This window comes from Methylobacterium komagatae (genome assembly GCF_042661665.1).
Classification (GTDB): domain Bacteria; phylum Pseudomonadota; class Alphaproteobacteria; order Rhizobiales; family Beijerinckiaceae; genus Methylobacterium; species Methylobacterium komagatae.
In genome coordinates, this window is the sequence record NZ_JBHSWN010000001.1 from 3263260 (window position 1) to 3280481 (window position 17222).

15 protein-coding genes and 4 pseudogenes are annotated in these 17222 nt (G+C 67.8%); 13 read left to right on the forward strand and 6 right to left on the reverse strand.

All coding sequences use genetic code 11. The features are described from left to right. Window positions 1-132 precede the first annotated feature (132 nt). The 5 genes from ACFQE0_RS16245 (at window position 133) to ACFQE0_RS16265 (ending at window position 3301) form a co-directional block, all read left to right on the forward strand. Entirely contained in the window at window positions 133-408 is a 276-nt protein-coding gene (locus ACFQE0_RS16245) for a (2Fe-2S)-binding protein (protein ID WP_378971459.1), read from the forward strand. A gap of 44 nt (window positions 409-452) precedes the next feature. Further along, entirely contained in the window at window positions 453-950 is a 498-nt protein-coding gene (gene bfr, locus ACFQE0_RS16250; protein ID WP_378971461.1) for a bacterioferritin, read from the forward strand. A 150-nt stretch (window positions 951-1100) separates the two neighbouring features. Further along, entirely contained in the window at window positions 1101-1898 is a 798-nt protein-coding gene (gene dapB, locus ACFQE0_RS16255; RefSeq protein ID WP_378971463.1) for a 4-hydroxy-tetrahydrodipicolinate reductase, read from the forward strand. A 120-nt stretch (window positions 1899-2018) separates the two neighbouring features. Next, window positions 2019-2654 (forward strand): 2,3-bisphosphoglycerate-dependent phosphoglycerate mutase, encoded by a 636-nt coding sequence (locus ACFQE0_RS16260; RefSeq protein ID WP_378971466.1) that lies wholly within the window; start codon window positions 2019-2021, stop codon window positions 2652-2654. After that, entirely contained in the window at window positions 2651-3301 is a 651-nt protein-coding gene (locus tag ACFQE0_RS16265; protein ID WP_378971468.1) for an alpha-ketoglutarate-dependent dioxygenase AlkB, read from the forward strand. The genes ACFQE0_RS16260 and ACFQE0_RS16265 overlap by 4 nt, the downstream gene beginning before the upstream one ends. Window positions 3302-3372: 71 nt before the next feature. On the opposite strand, the gene ACFQE0_RS16270 is transcribed toward ACFQE0_RS16265, so the two are convergent. Next, the gene (locus tag ACFQE0_RS16270) at window positions 3373-3531 is read right to left on the reverse strand and encodes a hypothetical protein (protein ID WP_378975753.1); all 159 of its coding nucleotides are present in this window, start codon (window positions 3529-3531) and stop codon (window positions 3373-3375) included. On the opposite strand from ACFQE0_RS16270, the pseudogene ACFQE0_RS16275 reads away from it, so the two are divergent. The 7 genes and pseudogenes from ACFQE0_RS16275 to ACFQE0_RS16305 all read left to right on the forward strand — a co-directional run bounded on the left by ACFQE0_RS16275 (window position 3461) and on the right by ACFQE0_RS16305 (window position 10289). Then, window positions 3461-4356, forward strand: a pseudogene (locus ACFQE0_RS16275) (hypothetical protein). The gene ACFQE0_RS16270 and the pseudogene ACFQE0_RS16275 sit on opposite strands and share 71 nt — an antisense overlap. Before the next feature lie 62 nt (window positions 4357-4418). Further along, window positions 4419-5312 (forward strand): LysR family transcriptional regulator, encoded by an 894-nt coding sequence (locus tag ACFQE0_RS16280; protein ID WP_378971471.1) that lies wholly within the window; start codon window positions 4419-4421, stop codon window positions 5310-5312. Window positions 5313-5415: 103 nt separating this feature from the next. Next, window positions 5416-6258 (forward strand): putative hydro-lyase, encoded by an 843-nt coding sequence (locus tag ACFQE0_RS16285; protein WP_378971474.1) that lies wholly within the window; start codon window positions 5416-5418, stop codon window positions 6256-6258. 185 nt (window positions 6259-6443) lie between these two features. Continuing rightward, window positions 6444-7716: pseudogene (locus tag ACFQE0_RS16290) on the forward strand (MFS transporter). Between the two features lie 20 nt (window positions 7717-7736). Next, a complete protein-coding gene (locus ACFQE0_RS16295; protein WP_378971476.1) occupies window positions 7737-8498 on the forward strand; it encodes a LamB/YcsF family protein in 762 nt (253 codons plus the stop codon). After that, entirely contained in the window at window positions 8495-9223 is a 729-nt protein-coding gene (locus ACFQE0_RS16300; RefSeq protein ID WP_378971478.1) for a 5-oxoprolinase subunit B family protein, read from the forward strand. The genes ACFQE0_RS16295 and ACFQE0_RS16300 overlap by 4 nt, the downstream gene beginning before the upstream one ends. Further along, a pseudogene (locus ACFQE0_RS16305) lies at window positions 9220-10289 on the forward strand (5-oxoprolinase subunit C family protein). Before ACFQE0_RS16300 ends, ACFQE0_RS16305 begins: the two are co-directional and overlap by 4 nt. Before the next feature lie 110 nt (window positions 10290-10399). On the opposite strand, the gene ACFQE0_RS16310 reads toward ACFQE0_RS16305, so the two are convergent. Beyond that, the gene (locus ACFQE0_RS16310; protein ID WP_378971480.1) at window positions 10400-10828 is read right to left on the reverse strand and encodes a hypothetical protein; all 429 of its coding nucleotides are present in this window, start codon (window positions 10826-10828) and stop codon (window positions 10400-10402) included. 137 nt (window positions 10829-10965) lie between these two features. Next, window positions 10966-11754 (reverse strand): hypothetical protein, encoded by a 789-nt coding sequence (locus ACFQE0_RS16315; RefSeq protein ID WP_378971483.1) that lies wholly within the window; start codon window positions 11752-11754, stop codon window positions 10966-10968. A gap of 327 nt (window positions 11755-12081) precedes the next feature. Here ACFQE0_RS16315 and ACFQE0_RS16320 point away from each other — a divergent pair, with 327 nt between their 5' ends. Then, the gene (locus ACFQE0_RS16320) at window positions 12082-13116 is read left to right on the forward strand and encodes an aspartate-semialdehyde dehydrogenase (RefSeq protein ID WP_378971485.1); all 1035 of its coding nucleotides are present in this window, start codon (window positions 12082-12084) and stop codon (window positions 13114-13116) included. 195 nt (window positions 13117-13311) lie between these two features. Here the strand turns inward: ACFQE0_RS16320 and ACFQE0_RS16325 are convergent, their stop codons facing one another. The 3 genes and pseudogenes from ACFQE0_RS16325 to ACFQE0_RS16335 all read right to left on the reverse strand — a co-directional run bounded on the left by ACFQE0_RS16325 (window position 13312) and on the right by ACFQE0_RS16335 (window position 16958). Beyond that, entirely contained in the window at window positions 13312-14031 is a 720-nt protein-coding gene (locus ACFQE0_RS16325) for an ABC transporter ATP-binding protein (protein ID WP_378971487.1), read from the reverse strand. Continuing rightward, window positions 14024-16080 (reverse strand): annotated as a pseudogene (locus ACFQE0_RS16330) (branched-chain amino acid ABC transporter ATP-binding protein/permease). Before ACFQE0_RS16330 ends, ACFQE0_RS16325 begins: the two are co-directional and overlap by 8 nt. 5 nt (window positions 16081-16085) lie before the next feature. Continuing rightward, window positions 16086-16958, reverse strand: coding sequence for a branched-chain amino acid ABC transporter permease (locus tag ACFQE0_RS16335; protein WP_378971489.1), 873 nt, complete (start codon window positions 16956-16958; stop codon window positions 16086-16088). Window positions 16959-17222: the final 264 nt, after the last annotated feature.

Consider the following 17222-nt stretch of genomic DNA (forward strand, 5'->3'; position numbering starts at 1 on the left):
CAGCCGTGACCATTCCGCCCTTGACCAAACAGTCATGTGCTGGCATCTCCCCCTCGCGCTAAGAGCTTGAAAACTTTGTAGTTTTTAAGAATTCCAAACTGAGCGCGACCGGAACATGGAAACCACGATCGCATGATCGTCTGCTCCTGCAACGTCCTGTCTGACGGCGCCGTCCGTTCCTGCCTGAGCTCGGGCCCGGGCTGTCCGCGCACGCCTGCGCAGGTCTACGCCTGCCTGGGTTGTAGTCCGAAGTGCGGACGATGCGCCCGCACCATCCGCGAGATCATGCGTACGGCTCTGGGGGAGGATATTCCCGCCATCGAGCCCGCCCATGCTTGCACCACAGCTTGCGCTAGCGCTTGTACTCTGGTGAAGCTCCAAAGAGCGGAAGAGCGGGTCGAGGCCTGAGGGGGGCTGACCGTCTTCCGGAGCAATTCTTTGGGAGTACGGGAATGAAGGGCGACACCAAGGTCATCGAGTATCTCAATCGCGGCCTGCGCAGCGAATTGACCGCGGTGAGCCAGTACTGGCTGCATTTCCGCATGCTCAATGACTGGGGCTACGTGGAGCTGGCCAAGTTCTGGCGCAAGGAATCCATCGAAGAGATGAACCACGCGGACCGGTTCATCGACCGGATCCTGTTCCTCGAAGGCTTCCCGAACCTGCAGGAGCTGGACCCGCTGCGGATCGGCCAGAACGTGGAAGAGATCCTGCACTCCGATCTCGCCGCCGAGAACGAGGCCCGCTCGCTTTATCTCGAAGCAGCGAAGTACTGCGATTCGATCAACGATCGCGTGTCCAAGCGCCTCTTCGAGGATCTGGCCGAGGACGAGGAAGGCCATATCGACTTCCTCGAGACGCAGCTCGAACTCATCAAGCAGGTCGGCCTGCCGCTCTACGCGCAGAAGCACATCGGCGGCCTGGAACAGATCGCCCCCGAGAAGGAGTGAGCCTTCGGGGCTCCGGGACACGGGGAGAGCCGGTTCATTCCGGCCCTCCCTCCCATGCCCTTATCCTGAGGTGACCGCCCTGCGGGCCCCGCAGCACCTCAGGACAAGGATGGGGCTGGAACGAAACATTCAGGGAAACGGACAGGGTAGATGCGGCTCGTCGTGGTCGGCGCCGAGGGGCGCATGGGTCGGATGCTGGTGCGCGCCGTGGCGCAGGCCGAGGGCTGCACCCTCTCGGCGGCCATCGAGCGCGAGGGCTCGGCCGCCCTCGGGCAGGATGCCGGAACCCTGGCGGGCCTTCAGCCGCTGGGCGTCGACATCACCGACGACCCGCTCACCGCCTTCGCCGCCGCCGATGGCGTGCTGGATTTCACCGCCCCGGCGGCCACGGTGCATTTCGCCGAACTCGCCGCGCAGGCCCGCATCGTCCATGTCGTGGGCACGACCGGCTTGTCGGATGACGACCTCGCCAAGCTGAAGGCCGCCTCCTACCACGCGCGCATCGTCCGCTCGGGCAACATGTCGCTGGGCGTGAACCTGATGGCCGCGCTGGTGCGCAAGGTCGCCGCGACGCTCGGCGCGGATTTCGACATCGAGATTCTGGAGATGCACCACCGCATGAAGGTGGATGCCCCTTCTGGCACGGCGCTTCTGCTGGGCGAGGCCGCTGCCGAAGGGCGGGGCGTCGATCTTCCGACCGTCCGCGTCTCGACTCGCGATGGCCATACCGGCGCGCGCAAGCCCGGCGATATCGGCTTTGCTACCCTACGCGGTGGCTCGGTGGTGGGCGACCATAGCGTGCTCTTCGCGGGCCCCGGCGAGACACTGACCATCAGCCACCATGCCGCCGACCGGGGGCTGTTCGCCTCGGGGGCGGTGAAGGCGGCCCTGTGGGCGCATCCGAAGCCGCCGGGCCTTTACTCTATGGCCGATGTTCTGGACCTGTGAACGGCCACGCTCTTTTATAACCTTAAGCGGATTACCACCCTTTGGGCTCGCGCCCGTGGCTGCTAGGAGCCCGGACGATACCGGCAGACTCGCCGCAGCTACGAACCCAGAGACACTGTTATGGAGCGCCTGCTCGTCCTCGCTCGCCACGGTCAGAGTGAGTGGAACCTCAAGAACCTGTTCACGGGCTGGCGCGATCCGGGCCTGACCGATCGCGGCGTCGAGGAGGCAGTGAAGGCCGGGCGCTGGCTGAAGAGCGAGGGCTACGGCTTCGACGTCGCCTTCACCTCGAATCTCGGCCGTGCTCAGCGCACCTGCGCGCTCATGCTCGAAGAGATGGGCCTCTCGAACATCGAGGTGCTCCGGTCGGAGGCGCTCAACGAGCGCGATTACGGCGACCTGTCCGGCCTCAACAAGGACGACGCCCGCGCCAAGTGGGGGGCGGATCAGGTCCATACGTGGCGCCGCTCCTATGACGTGGCGCCCCCCGGCGGCGAGAGCCTGAAGGACACCGCCGCCCGCGTGCTGCCCTACTACATCGAGACGATCCTGCCGCGCGTCATGTCCGGCCAGCGGGTGCTCGTCGCAGCCCACGGCAACTCGCTCCGCGCCCTGGTGATGGTTCTCGACCATCTCGGGCCCGCAACGATCGCCGGTCTCGAGATCGCCACGGGTGTGCCGCTCGTCTACCGCCTGAACGACAACACGACGGTTGCCTCGAAGTCGGTTCTGGAGCGCGATATCGACGTCTCATGAGCGTCGAACTTCGCCCCGGCCTGATCCATCACCCGGGCTTCCTCGACGAGGCAGCCCGGATACGGCTGGCCGGGGAGGTCTCCGCGATCCTCGCGGCCGCACCGCCCTTCACACCCAGAATGCCGCGCACGGGCAAGCCGTTCTCGGTGCGGATGGGCGGCGCAGGCCCGCTCTGCTGGGTCTCGGACGAGGCCGGCTACCGTTACCAGCCGCACCATCCCGTCACGGGCGAACCCTGGCCGCCGATCCCGCCCACGGCGCTCGCCGCCTGGGACCAACTGGCGCCCGGCGCGCCACCGCCGGAAGCCTGCCTGATCAACCTTTACGGGCCCGAGGCCCGCATGGGCCTGCATCAGGATCGGGACGAGGAGGATTTTGACGCCCCCGTCCTGTCCCTGTCGCTCGGCGCCGCCGCGCTGTTCCGGTATGGCGGCCTTTCCCGCTCGGACCCGACCCGCTCCGTCCGCCTGATGTCGGGCGACGCCGTGGTGATCGGCGGCCCCTCGCGCCTCGCCTTCCACGGCATCGACCGGATCTACCGCGAGCCCGATCTGCTGGCGCAGGACCCCTTGCCTAGCCTGCTCCCCCCGGGTGGCCGCTGCAATCTCACCCTCCGGCGGGTGACGCGCGCCCATGCGGTAACGTGAACACCCGGATCCCCAAGCCCTCGCTTGACTCCTGATGCGCGGCGTCGGACCCATCGTGCGGGCCTGCCCCGTCAGGGGCGGCAGTGGAGAGCGTTGAGTTTCATGCCGTTGCGCGATCTCAGGTTGCCTCTTGCGGCGCTGTTCGTGGTCGCGGGGCTGATGCCCGCGACGGCCGCGGACAGGGTGTTCCCGGCGGGCTCCCGCTTCGGCTTCGAGCCGCCCTCGGACATGGTGCCCTCCCGCCGTTTCTCCGGCTTTGAGCGCGAGGGGGCGGCGCCACCCTCTCGGTGGTGGAATTGCCGCCGAACGCCTTTCCGGAACTCGTAAGCGGATTCACCGACGCCAACCTGCGCAGCCAGGGTTTCGCCATCTCCAAGAAGGAGCCGATCAAAGTCGGTGACAACGAGGCGATGCTCTACACCGGCGAGCAACCGAACGATCCCGCCAATCCCGGCCAGACGATCAACAAGTGGATCGTGGTGGTCGGCACGCCGAGCGTCACCGGTCTCATCATCGCCCAGGCGACCCCGGATGCCGAGACCGAGGAGACGATGCGCAAGCTCGTCACCGACGTCACCGTGCGCGCGCCCCTGTCGCTGACTGAGCAGGTCGATGCCTTGCCCTTCCGCATCGGGGACGCGGCGGGGTTCAGGCCCATCCGGGTGCTCGCGGGCAATTCCGTGCTGCTGACCAAGGGTCCGAAGGACCAGATGCAGAACCTGGAACAGCCGATCCTCGTGATCGCCCAGGCCGTGCAGCCGCCGCCCACGGCCGAGCAGCGCGACGCCTTCGCCCGCGCCGCCCTCTACGCGAACCAGACCATGAAGGACTTCGTGATCGAGCGCGCCCAGAGCTACCGTTCGAACGGCGTCGATTGGCACGAGATCGTGGCGCGGGCGACCGACATGCCCACCAACAAGCAGGTAGTGGTCGCCCAGACGATCCGCTTCAACCCGGATGGGTATCTCCGCGCCGTCGGCGTCGTTCGTGAGGATCAGCGCGAGGGCGTCCTCGCCAGTTTCCGGCAGGTGGTGGACAGCATCCAGATCAAATGACGGACGGCGCATCCGGGCATATATTATGCCTGTGACGTGTGACGTCGCCGAACGGTCGCGGGATGGCTGATTTCCGCAGCTTGGAAGTGTTTTACTGGGTCGCCACGCTGTCCAGCTTCCGCCGGGCGAGCGAGCAGGTGAACACGACCCAGCCCGCCGTGTCGCAGCGCATCGCCGCGCTGGAGCACGAATACGGCACGCTGTTCGAGCGTCGCAGCCGCGACGTGGCGCTGACCGAGCGGGGGAGGGTGCTGCTCGGTTTCGCCGAACGCTTCCTCGCCCTGCAATCCGAGATGATCGCCGCCCTCGACGAGACCGGGCGGACCACCGGCACCCTCCGCCTCGGCGTGTCCGAGACCATCGTGCATCTCTGGCTGTCGCGCTTCATCGAGCGGATGCGCGCGGAGCACCCCGGCATCGGGGTCGACATCACCGTCGACATCTCCCCGAACATGCAGGCGGCGCTCGTCGCCAACGAACTCGATCTCGCCTTCCTCGTCGGGCCGATCACAGTCCCGAGCCTCGTGAATCGCCCGCTGTTTCAGGCGCCGGTGGCGTGGATCGCCGCGCCAGGCCTCGTGCCGGATGAGGAGCCGCTGAGCCTCGGCGCCCTGATGCGCCACCCCCTCGTCACCTATCCGCGCAACACCAGTCCCTATGTCGAATTGAGGGACCTCGTGCTGCGCGCGAACCTGCTGCCGAGCCAGATCCACACCAGCGCGTCGCTGGCGACCATCGTGAAGATGGGGATCGAGCGGCTCGGCATCTGCGTGATCCCGCCCGATGTCGTGCGGGACGAATTGTCCTCCGGCGTCTTACGCGTCCTGCCGGTGGAGCAGGCGCTCTCCGACCTCACCTTCACCGCCACTCACGCCAAGCGCTCCGAAGGGCATTTCGTGGTCGATGCCGCCCGCATCGCGGAGGAGGTCGCGCGGGACTGGGCCGCCGCCCGATAAGGCCGGGTTATCGCCCGCCATTCGCAAAGACGATTGGCGCGAAAAGCGGCGCAATGGGAACGTGTCTCTTAAGGCGGCAAATCGACCGCAAAACGCGGCGAGAATGCGACCGCAGCGAGGGATACATCCTGTGAGCGAGCAAACCGACGCCCCACGTCCGGCCACGGCTTTCGAGGATGCGCGCGCCGCCCGGCGGGCGATCCGCACCGGCGCATGGCGGGGGCACACGTCCGGTCTCGCCCCGGCCCATGTCCAGGGCAACCTGATGATCCTGCCCGCCGCACTCGCCCCGGACTTCCAGCGCTTCTGTCAGCAGAACCCAAAGCCTTGCCCGATCATCGGTGTGTCTCAGCCCGGCGCCCGTGATCTGCCCATCCTGGGCGCGGATCTCGACATCGCCACCGACGTGCCGGGTTACCGTATCTACGAGCGAGGCGAGATGGTCGCCGAGGTGGCCGACCTGAGGGACCACTGGCGCGACGACCTCGTGACTTTCGTGCTCGGCTGCTCGTTCTCATTCGAGGCGGCCCTGCTCGAGGCGGGCATTCCCCTTCGCCATGTTGCGCAGGGGCGCAACGTCGCGATGTACCGGACTTCGATCGAGACCGTTCCGGCCGGGCCGTTCCACGGTCCGCTCGTGGTCTCCATGCGGCCGATGAAGGCCGCGGACGCGATCAAGGCCGTGCAGGTGACGGCGCGGGTTCCGGCGGTACACGGCGCCCCGGTCCATCTCGGCGATCCGAGCCTGATTGGCATCCGCGACATCGCCAAGCCCGACTTCGGCGATCCGGTCGCCATTGAGCCCGACGAGATCCCGGTCTTCTGGGCGTGCGGAGTGACGCCCCAGGCGGTGGCCATGGCCGCGAAGCTGCCGCTGTGCATCACCCATTCCCCCGGCTTCATGCTGGTCACCGACCTGCTGAACCGCGACCTGCCGTACCGGTGAGGTTTCGGGTCTCCCTTCGCGCCGCCGTCATCGCGAGCGCAGCGAAGCGACCCAGGGCAGCGGGACGGACCCGGCCGATGGCGTCTCCCTGAATTGCTTCGCTTCGCTCGCAAAGACGGCGAGGGGCGAACAAGTGCAAATCAAAGAATGACCTAAGCACCGAACCATCCAGAGGGAGCAGGACCATGTGGTTGAAGGACACCAACCCAACAGAGCGCCGGGTCTTGGGCGCAGCCTTCGCCGGATACGGCGTCGATGCTTTCGATTACATGATCTATACCTTCCTCATCCCGACGCTGGTGATTGTGTGGGGGCTCACGAAGGTCGAGGCGGGCAACATCGCCACCGCCGCCCTCGTCACCTCCGCCATCGGCGGCTGGGCGGCGGGCATCCTCGCCGATCGCTATGGCCGCGTGGTGGTGCTTCAGGCGACCGTGGCATGGTTCACCGTATTCACGGTGCTCTCCGGCTTCACCCATTCCTACGAGCAATTGCTCTTCACCCGCGCCATGCAGGGCTTCGGCTTCGGCGGCGAGTGGTCGGTTGGCTCAGTGCTGATCGCGGAGACGATCCAGGCACGCTATCGCGGAAAGGCGGTCGGGCTCGTGCAGTCGAGTTGGGCGGTCGGCTGGGCCTGCGCCGCCATCGCCTTCTGGGCGGTCTTCGCCCTGGCCGAACCGGCGCAGGCGTGGCGGATCCTGTTCTGGCTCGGCGCCGCGCCCTCGCTGCTGATCTTCTGGATTCGCCGCAACATCGAGGATCCGGAGGTCTACCGGCAGACCCGCGCCGAGATGCGAAAGCAGGGCGATAGCGGCAACTTCCTCGACATTTTCTCCCGCGAGCTGATCGGCCGCACGGCGCTTGCGAGCCTCCTCGCGACGGGCATGCAGGGCGGCTACTACGCCGTGACCACGTGGCTGCCGACCTACCTGAAGACCGAGCGCAACCTCTCGGTGCTCAACACCAGCGGCTATCTGCTGATGCTGATCTTCGGCTCGTTCCTCGGCTACCTGACCAGCGCCTACCTCTCGGACCGTATCGGCCGCCGCAAGGGGTTCATGCTGTTCGGCTTTTGCGCGGGTGTCCTCGTGCTCGCCTACACGCTGATCCCGATCACCGACACGGCGATGCTGTTCCTGGGCTTCCCGCTCGGCTTCTTCCTCTCTGGCGTGTTCTCCGGCATGGGCGCCTTCCTGAGCGAGCCTGTTCCCCAGCCGGGTTCGCGGCTCGGCCCAGGGGTTCTGCTACAATTTCGGCCGGGCGACCGGCGCCGTCTGTCCGGCGCTCGTCGGCTATCTCAGCGGATCGCTGACGCTTGGGGTCGCCATCGGCGTCGTGGCGGCCTGCGCCTATTGCCTCGTGATCGTGGCGGCGCTTCTCTTGCCCGAGACGGCCGGTCGCGAACTCGACACGGATGTCGCAGCCTCGGCCGAATCCGCCCCGGCGGCGGTAGCCTGAGCAACGGGAGAGTGGCAGCAATGGCGAGCGTCGACCTCAACGCGGATCTCGGGGAAGGCTACGGCGCCTATGCCTGCGGCGATGACGGGGCGATGCTCTCCGTCGTCACCTCGGCCAACGTCGCCTGCGGCCTCCATGCGGGCGATCCCGAGATCATGGCCGCGACCTTCCGGCTGGCGAAGGAGAAGGGCGTGGCGGTGGGGGCTCATCCGGGCTTCCCCGACCTCTGGGGCTTCGGGCGGCGGCGGATGCCGTTCACCCCGGCCGAGATCGAGCGGCTCGTCGCCTATCAGGTCGGCGCCGCAGCGGCGCTCGCCGCCTATGCGGGCCACCGCATCACCTACGTGAAGGCCCATGGGGCGCTGGCCAACCTCGCCGCCGAGGACAGGGCTGTCGCCGATGCGATCGCAGGAGCCGTGAAGGCGGTCGACCGCAACCTCGCGCTGCTTGCCATCGCACTCACAGCGCAGGTCCCGGCGGGGGAAGCGGCGGGACTCGAGGTGCATCAGGAGATCTTCGCGGATCGCGGCTACACCGAGGAGGGGCAGCTCATCGCCCGCAGCCAGCCGGGCGCCCTCATCACCGACCAGGAAGAGGCCGCCGAGCGAATTCTGACCATGGTGCGGGACGGCGCGATCCTGACCGCCTCCGGCCGCAAGCTTCCCACGCCGATCCGCTCGATCTGCGTCCACGGCGACTCTGCTCACGCGGTCGGGACCGCCCGCGCCGTGCGTGCGAAGCTGGAGGGCGCGGGCGTGACGCTCGCGCCGTTCAAGCCGTGAGTGTCTCCCCCCGCATCCTCGACGCGGGCGAGGCGGCCCTGGTGGTCGAGTTCGGCACCAGCGTCGATCCCGCCATCAGCGATCGTGTCCTGGCCCTGGAAGACGCTCTCTCGGCTGACCGCCCGGACGGCATCGCGGAGACGGTGCCGACCTACCGCTCGCTGATGATCCACTACGACCCGCTGATCCTCGACCGGGACACCCTGGCGGATCGCGTCCTCTCGCTGACCGGCGGTGCGCCCCAACGGGCCAGCGCCCCGGCGCGCTGGGTTCTGCCCTGCTGCTATGACGCTCCCCACGGAGAAGACCTCGCGGCAGTCGCGGAGCAGATCGGACGATCTCCCGCCGAAGTCGCCGCTCTCCACGGGCAAGCGAGCTACAGGGTCTACATGTACGGCTTCGCGCCGGGCTTCGCCTATCTCGGCGGCCTGCCCGATGTACTGGCGGTGCCGAGGCGGGCGAGCCCCCGCCCGCCACATCCGGCCAACGCGGTGATGATTGGCGGCGGCCTCGCGGCCGTCGCGACCGTGCCGATGCCGACCGGCTGGTACGTGCTCGGCGCGACACCGTGCCGGCTCTATGCGCCGGAACGACACGAGAGCTTCTTCGTGCGCCCCGGCGACGAGATCCGGTTCGAAGCCGTCGACGCCGCTACCTATTCCGGCCTTGCCGCGCGTGAGGCGGCGGGCGAGCGGGTGGCGAGGCAGGAGGAGGGGACGCGGTGAGCATCCTGGCGATCGAGGCCGCCGGTCCCGGCGTGACCCTTCAGGACGGCGGCAGGCGGGGCTACCTCCGCTATGGCATCACCGCCGCCGGGGCGATGGACCCCATGATGTTCGCCACCGCGAACCGGACCCTCGGCAATCCCCTCGCCGCGACGGCGATCGAGATCTCGACCGGCGGGCTCAGCGTGAGTGCGCCCGATGGTCCCCTCGGCCTCGCCCTGGTCTCGGGGGCTTCCGCGCCACCCTCGACGGGGAGGCGCTGCCGCCATGCTGCGCCTTCACCCTGGAGCCTGGCCGCATTCTCACGGTGCGGGCGGGCAGTGCCGGATCCTGGGGCTACCTTGCCGTGGCGGGTCGCTTCGACGTCGCCCCCGTCCTCGGCTCGACGGCGACCCATACCCGTTCGGCCCTCGGCGGACTCGAAGGGCGGGGCTTGCGCGCGGGCGACCGCATCCCGGTGGCGGAGGTCCGACAGGGGGAGGGCGCACCGCAACGTCTGATTGCGCCGTGGCTCGATCGTGACCCGTCACGCATCCGCGTCGTGCTCGGACCGCAGGACGATTATTTCGCGAAAGAACAGATCGCGGCTTTCCTCGGGGGGCCATGGATTGTCTCGCCCCGCGGCGACCGCATGGCCTGTTTCCTCGACGGCACGCCGCTGAAGCACGCAAAGGGCCACGACATCGTCTCGGACGGGGTCGCGATGGGCGCGATCCAGGTGCCGGGCAATGGCCTGCCGATCATCCTGATGGCGGACCGGCAATCGACCGGCGGCTATCCGAAGATCGCGACCGTGATCGGCCCCGATCTCGGGCGGCTGGCGCAGGCGCAGGGCGGCACGCGCATCGCCTTCCAGGGTGTCTCGATCGCCGAGGCCGTCGCCGCTCGCCGTGCCGAGGCGGATGCCCTCAAGGGCGATGTTGCGCGTGAACCGGTGCTGCGCACGGATTTCCCGGCGGAGTTCCTGCTTGGGCTGAACCTCGTCGGCGGGGTGACGGACGGGCGCGACGCTCCCCACCGCCACGGCGAGCGGACCGAAGCCATCCAGGGCGCCGCCACAATCTAAAAGGTACGCTGCCATCGGTCGCTTCGCATCACCTGCGAAGACGAGGTTCGGACATGAAAAAGGGCGCGGACCCCTTCGGATCCGCGCCCTGTTCAGGGAGCCGAGCGCCCTTAGTACGGGCGGCCGTAGAGCGGCGAGGTCGGGTCGAGCCGGTCCACGAAGGAAAGGTCGACGTTGCGCACGGCGCTCGACCGGGCGCCGATGAACGGGCCGTTGGTGATCGGGTCGGGCAGGATGCCGGCGCCGTAACGATCGCTTGGGCCGTAGGGCGGGGTCAGGGCGTTCGAGGCCGCGATCAGGTAGGGGTTCGTGGCCGGGTTGCGCGAGCCACCAGCGCCCGGAACGCCTGACGACAACGGCACGTTGCCGGCGTCGAGCCAGGAGCGCGGACGGATGCGGATCGGGAGCGGGCGGCTGACCCGGTAGACCGGACCGCTGCCGTATCCGTAGCCATCCTGCGCCTGGGCGGGCGCGGACGAAACGGCGGAGAGGCCGGCGGCAGTGAGGGCGCCCAAAAGGGCGATCTTGAGGGAGCGCATGGCCGTCCTTCGCATAAGAGTGCCATCATTGTGGCGGCCGAAGCTTAACAGTTCGCCGCCCTTGTGGAGAAGACGTGCGAGGCCATTCTTAGTTCCTGCGTAACGGCCGCGCTTGTGCGCTTTGCCACATTCGTGCCTCAATTTTTCGTGGCCGACCTCCGGCGTTCGATCGACCCGGTTTTTCCGGCCGGATCGGCGGCGGCGTTGCCGCCTCCATCGCAGGCGCTTCGAGCCCGGGCCTGCCGGAAAAGGGCACTCGCGGTCGGGTCGGACTGGTCATCGAAATCCAGCGCGTCCAGGGTGCAGGCCAGCGACTTCGGCTCAGGCGCGCCGCCCAGGGGCGCGCAGAGAAAGCCGTCGATCCGCAGGCCAGGCTGGGTGAGGACGAAAGCCGTGCAGGCGCGGGTGAGTGCTCCCCCGGTCAGCGTCGCCTCGGCAATCTCCGCCGGGCCGAAACGGGTCGCGACCACGCCGCGTGGCACCGCCCGCGACACGGACAGGGGCGCCTCACCCCGTCCCGCCAGAGCCGCTCGCCGCGCGGCGAGCACGAACAGCCCCGGCGCGCGCTCCGAGCCGATCCCGCGCGTGACCGCCAGGCGCAGGACAGGCGCTTCGATCGCAGCGAAGCTTCCGCGCCCGAGGACGTCCTCGCGCAGGCCCGACTTCGGATCGATGCGACCCGGCTCCACACGCACGGGGTCGATACCGGGTTCGGTGAGCCGCAGGGGTGCCGTGCCCACGATGGCCGGGATCTCGGTCGTCCTGTGCAGCACCGGGACCGCCGTCATCGAGGGCGGTTGCCGCACCGCGAAGGCCAGACCGCCGACGACGATCACGGCCGCCGCGACACGCAAAGGCAGGCTGATCGCGAAGAACCCGCGTCCAACCCGCTCCTCCTCGTGCTCGTCGATGGCTGCGATCCGCATGAAAATCCTGTCCGTCCCGTGGCCCCGGCTGTGGGAGCGTGCATGGAGCGGGGCCACCAGAGTCTTTCCGGCCGCCGCCTTTCACGACACAGGGTGAATCGTTGCTTGATCGTGCTGCGGCGCGGCAAAGCGCCCTTGACAGGCCCGGGCCTTCCTGTGCCTTGCTGCCGCCATGGCCGTCGATGCCGACCCCCAGCAGGTCGGGTCCACGGCCGCGCCCGTTTGCGGGCGAGACGGACCGGCGCGAACGATCCCGCCGCCGGCATGAACCCGAGGAGAGGCGCAACCCCCGGATCGTTCGGGGTTCAGGACGCGCGGAGACGAGAGATGGGTTACAAGGTCGCCGTCGTCGGTGCCACGGGCAACGTGGGCCGCGAGATGCTCGATATCCTGGCCGAGCGGGCTTTCCCCGCCGACGAGGTCGTGGCGCTGGCTTCGCGCCGCAGCCAGGGTCAGGAAGTCTCCTTCGGCGACAAGACCCTGAAGGTTAAAGCCCTCGACACTTACGATTTCTCCGATACGGACATCTGCCTGATGTCGGCGGGCGGCGAGGCTTCCAAGGAGTGGTCTCCGCGCATCGGCCAGCAGGGCTGTGTCGTGATCGATAACTCGTCGGCCTTCCGTTACGACGCCGACGTGCCGCTGATCGTGCCGGAGGTGAATGCCGACGCCATTGCGGGCTTCACCAAGCGCAACATCATCGCCAACCCGAACTGCTCCACTGCGCAGCTCGTCGTGGCCCTCAAGCCCCTGCACGAGGCCGCCGGCATCAAGCGCGTCGTCGTCTCGACCTACCAGTCGGTCTCCGGCGCGGGCAAGGAAGCGATGGACGAGCTGTTCAACCAGACCCGCGCCGTCTTCACGGCGGGCGAGATCGGGCAGGGCGGCAAGTTCACCAAGCGCATCGCCTTCAACGTGATCCCGCACATCGATGTCTTCATGGAGGACGGGTACACGAAGGAAGAGTGGAAGATGGTCGCCGAGACCAAGAAGATGCTCGACCCGAAGATCAAGCTCACGGCCACCGCCGTGCGCGTGCCGGTCTTCATCGGCCATGCCGAGGCGGTGAACGTCGAGTTCGAGCGTCCGATCACGGCGGAAGAGGCCACCGAGATCCTGCGCTCGGCGCCGGGCATCCTTGTGGTCGATAAGCGCGAGAACGGCGGCTACATCACCCCGCACGAGGCGGCAGGCGAGGACGCGACCTACATCTCGCGCATCCGCGAGGATGCGACGGTCGAGAACGGCCTGAACTTCTGGTGTGTCTCCGACAACCTGCGCAAGGGCGCTGCCCTCAACGCGGTGCAGATCGCCGAGGCGCTCGTGAACCGTAAGCTGCTGAAGGCCAAGCAGGCGGCGTAAGCCGTCTCGACCCTCCCCCTTTCAACCGGGGGAGGGGATCGCGTCCGACCGACGCGTGATATCGCCGACCGTCATTCCAGGGCGCCGTAGGCGGGCCCGGACTCCAGAACCGCTGTCGGGCAGACCTTTCACGTCGGTGCGTCTTGATCCCGGGCTCCGCTGGCGCGGCCCCGGGATGACGGCAAGACGCCCCCGTCAATGCCCGCCGAGATAGGCGGCCTTCACCGCAGGATCGTTCTTCAGCTGAGCCGCCGGGCCCTGGAAACGGATGCGGCCGTTCTCCAGCACGTAGGCGTGGTCAGCCACGCCGAGCGCCGCCATGGCGAACTGCTCCACGAGGAGCATCGTCACCTTCTCTTCCTTTAACTGGCGGATGATCCGGAAGACCTCCTCGACCAGCTTCGGCGCGAGACCCATGGAGGGCTCGTCGAGAAGGAGGATCTCCGGCTTCAGCATCAGCGCCCGGCCCATGGCCAGCATCTGCTGCTCGCCGCCCGAAAGCGTGCCGGCCAGCTGCGAGCGGCGTTCCTTGAGGCGGGGGAACAGGGCGAAGGCCCGGTCCCGGTCCGCGGAGATATCGCCCTTCGGCCGTGAGCCGGTGAGGCGCGGGAACGCGCCGAGCGTGAGGTTGTCCTCGACCGTCAGCGTCGGGAACACCCGGCGCCCTTCGGGCGAATGGGCCAGACCCTCGCGGGCGACATCGTGGCTTTCCAGCCCGGCAATGTCCTTGCCGTTCAGGCGGATCGAGCCCGAACGCGGCCGGATCATGCCCGACAGGGCGCGCATGGTCGTGGTCTTGCCCGCGCCGTTGGAGCCGATCAACGTGACCACCTGGCCCTTGGGCACTTGGAAGGTCAGGCCGTGGAGCACCTCGACCAGGCCGTAGCCGGCGTGGAGATCCTGAACCTCAAGCATGGGCGGTCTCCGCAGCGGTGCCGCCCATTTCGCCGGGCGCGCCGAGATAGGCTTCGATCACCTTCGGGTCCGCCTGCACTTCGCGGGCGCCGCCCTCGGCGATCTTGTGGCCGAAATCGAGGACGCTGACCCGGTCGCACAGGCCCATGACCACGTCCATGTGGTGCTCGATCAGGATGACGGTGATGCCCGCATCCCGGATCTTGCGAATGATCGCCACGAGGTCGGCGATATCCGGTGCCGTGAGGCCCGCCGCCGGCTCATCGAGGAGCAGCAGGACCGGATCGAGGGCGAGTGCGCGGCCGATCTCGAGGAGGCGCTGCTTGCCGTAGGGGAGGTTGCGCGCCTCCGTCTGCGACAGGGCGCCGAGCCCCATGAAGTCGAGGATGGCCATGGCGCGGGCTCTCGCCTCACGCTCCTCGCGGCGGCGCCGCGGCGTGCCGAGGATCGCGTCGAACAGCGTGCCCTTGAAGGTGTGATGCAGGCCGACCAGCACGTTCTCCAGCGCGGTCATCTCGCGGAAGAGCTGCACGTTCTGGAAGGTCCGCGCCACGCCCGACAGGGCGATCTCGGAGGGCGTCCGCCCATCCAGGCGCTGCCCACCGGCGACGGCGAGCGTCACCGATCCTGCGGTCGGCTTATAGATGCCGGTGAGCACGTTCATCATCGTGCTCTTGCCCGAGCCGTTCGGGCCGATGAGCCCGTGGATCGTGCCCGGCTTTACCGTGAGATCGACGCCCGCCAGAGCCTTCAGGCCCCCGAACTGCATCAGCGCCTGATCGACCTTGAGCAGAGCCTCGGCCCCCGCATCGGCGCGCTGGGCGATGAGGGCCGAACCCTCGGCCGAGACGCTGCGCCCCTCCGCCGTATGGGCCGGGCGAAGCGCCGGGATCATCTGGCGGAAGAAGCCGACGATTCCGTCCGGCAGGTAGTAGACCACGAACAGGATCAACAGGCCGAACACCGTCAGACGGAAGTCGGTCACCGATTCCATGGCCATCGTGGCCGGGAAGAACAGGATGCAGAGCGCCACCGGGATGAGGATCGCGAAGCGGTTCTCACGCTTGCGCAGGAGGGCCTGCGCCCCGACGATCACGGCGACGGCCGCGATGATGCCGGCCATGATCCGCACGAGGCCGATATCGGCCAGGATGTTCGGCATCATGACGATGATCACCGAGCCGATCAGCGGCCCGGAGCGCGACTTGCGCCCGCCCATGGTGACGGCGAGCAGGAACAGCACCGTCGAGCTCGAAGCTGTAGGTATTCGGGGAAACGTAGCGCTCCGACCACGCGAACAGCGCACCGGCCAGACCAGCGAGGCCCGCCGACACCACGAAGGCATAGACCTTGTAGCGGTAGACCGAGACGCCCATGCAATCGCAGGCGATGGGGGAGTCGCGCAGAGCCTCGAAAGCGCGGCCGAAGGGCGAACGCACGACGCGGTTCACGAGCACGATCGTGGCCAGGAGGCAGGCGCAGACGAGATAGTAGAACTCGAGCTTGCGGCCCGCCGAACCCCAGGGGGCCTGCATGCCGATGAGCGAGAAATCGAGCACGCGGACCGGGGGCAGGGTGATACCCAGCGGGCCGTTGGTGATCGGCGTCGAGCTCGTTGATGAAGATCTGGATGATCGTGCCGAAAGCCAGCGTCACCATGGCGAGGTAGGGGCCGCTCACCCGCAGGGCCGGGATCGCGAGGAGCGCGCCGAAGGCCGCCGTGAGCCCGATCCCAGCCACGAGGCCGAGCCAGATGCCGATCTTGAAGTGGAAGAACAGCGCCGCCGCCGCATAGGCGCCGATGCCGAACAGCCCGGCATGGCCGAGGGACACCTGACCGGTGTAGCCGACCACGATGTCGAGCCCGAGGATCAGTATCGCGTAGATCGCGATCACGATCAGCAGGTGCACGTAGTAGGTGCTCGTCACCACGTGCGGGAAGGCTGCCAGGAAGGCGACGAGCAGAAGCCCGCCGACCCAGCCGATGCCTCGGTTCATGGAAGGGGTAGCGGCCGGCTCGGCCGCCGGGGCGAGGGCGGTGTTCGCCATGACGGTCAGACCTTCTTGATGACGGCCTTGCCGAACAGACCGACCGGCCGGATCGACAGCACGACGAGGAGGAGGATCAGGCCCGGTACGTCCTTGTAGCCGGTCGAGATGTAGAAGCCCGTCAGCGTCTCAGCGACGCCGAGGATGAGACCGCCGACGATCACGCCGAGGCCGGATTCGAGGCCGCCGATGATCGCCACCGCGAAGGCCTTAAGCGCCAGCACCGAGCCCATGGTCGCCCCCGTGAGGGTGACAGGGGCGACCAGCACGCCCGCGAAGGCGGCGGTCATGGCGCTGATGGAGTAGGAGAGCGTGATGACGCGCTTGGTGTTGATGCCCATCAGCCCGGCGGCGTCGATATCGTTCGAGGTAGCGACGACCGCCTTGCCCCAGATCGACTTGCGGTTGAAGATTTCGACGGCGAGCATCATCAGCAGGGCGCCGACGACGATCAGGATCTCCATCGGCAGGATGCGCACGCCGCCGATCTCGATGGGTGAATCGGGCAACGGCGAGGGGAAGGGCAGGTCGTCACGGCCCCACACGTTCTCCGCGACATTCTTGAAGATGATGCCAAGCGCGATGGTGGCCATGATCCATCCGTACTCGGACTTGATCTGGATCGCCGGGCGCACGGCCAGCCGCTCGACGACGGCGCCGAGCGCGAAGCCGAAGACCAGCACCAGGGGAAGCATCAGCCAGTAGCCGGTGAACGGCACGAGGGTCAGGCCGAACAACGCGCCGACCGCCAGGGCCTCGCCCTGTCCGAAATTCAGGGTCTTCGACGTGGCGAAGGTAAGCTGATAGCCGAACGCGATAGCGGCATAGATCATGCCGACTGCGACGCCCGAAGACACGAGTTGCAGGAAGATTGTCATGGCAGGCGCGAGACCCGTTCGATCAAGGGCTGAAGTCGCGGGTGCGGAACAGCGCTCGTCCCCATCACCGCCCTCATCCTGAGGTGCTTTCGCCAAGCGAAAGCCTTGAGGGAGGGCCTCAGCCTTTGCACGATCCCTGGATTTCTCCTGCGAGGCCGCTGATGCGGCGCCTCAGGATAAGGGCGAGGATCGGACGAGGCTCAAAGCGAGGGGGAGTCGTTCGCCAGTCGGCGGCAAAAGCGCCCCGGGCGCGAGCCCGGGACG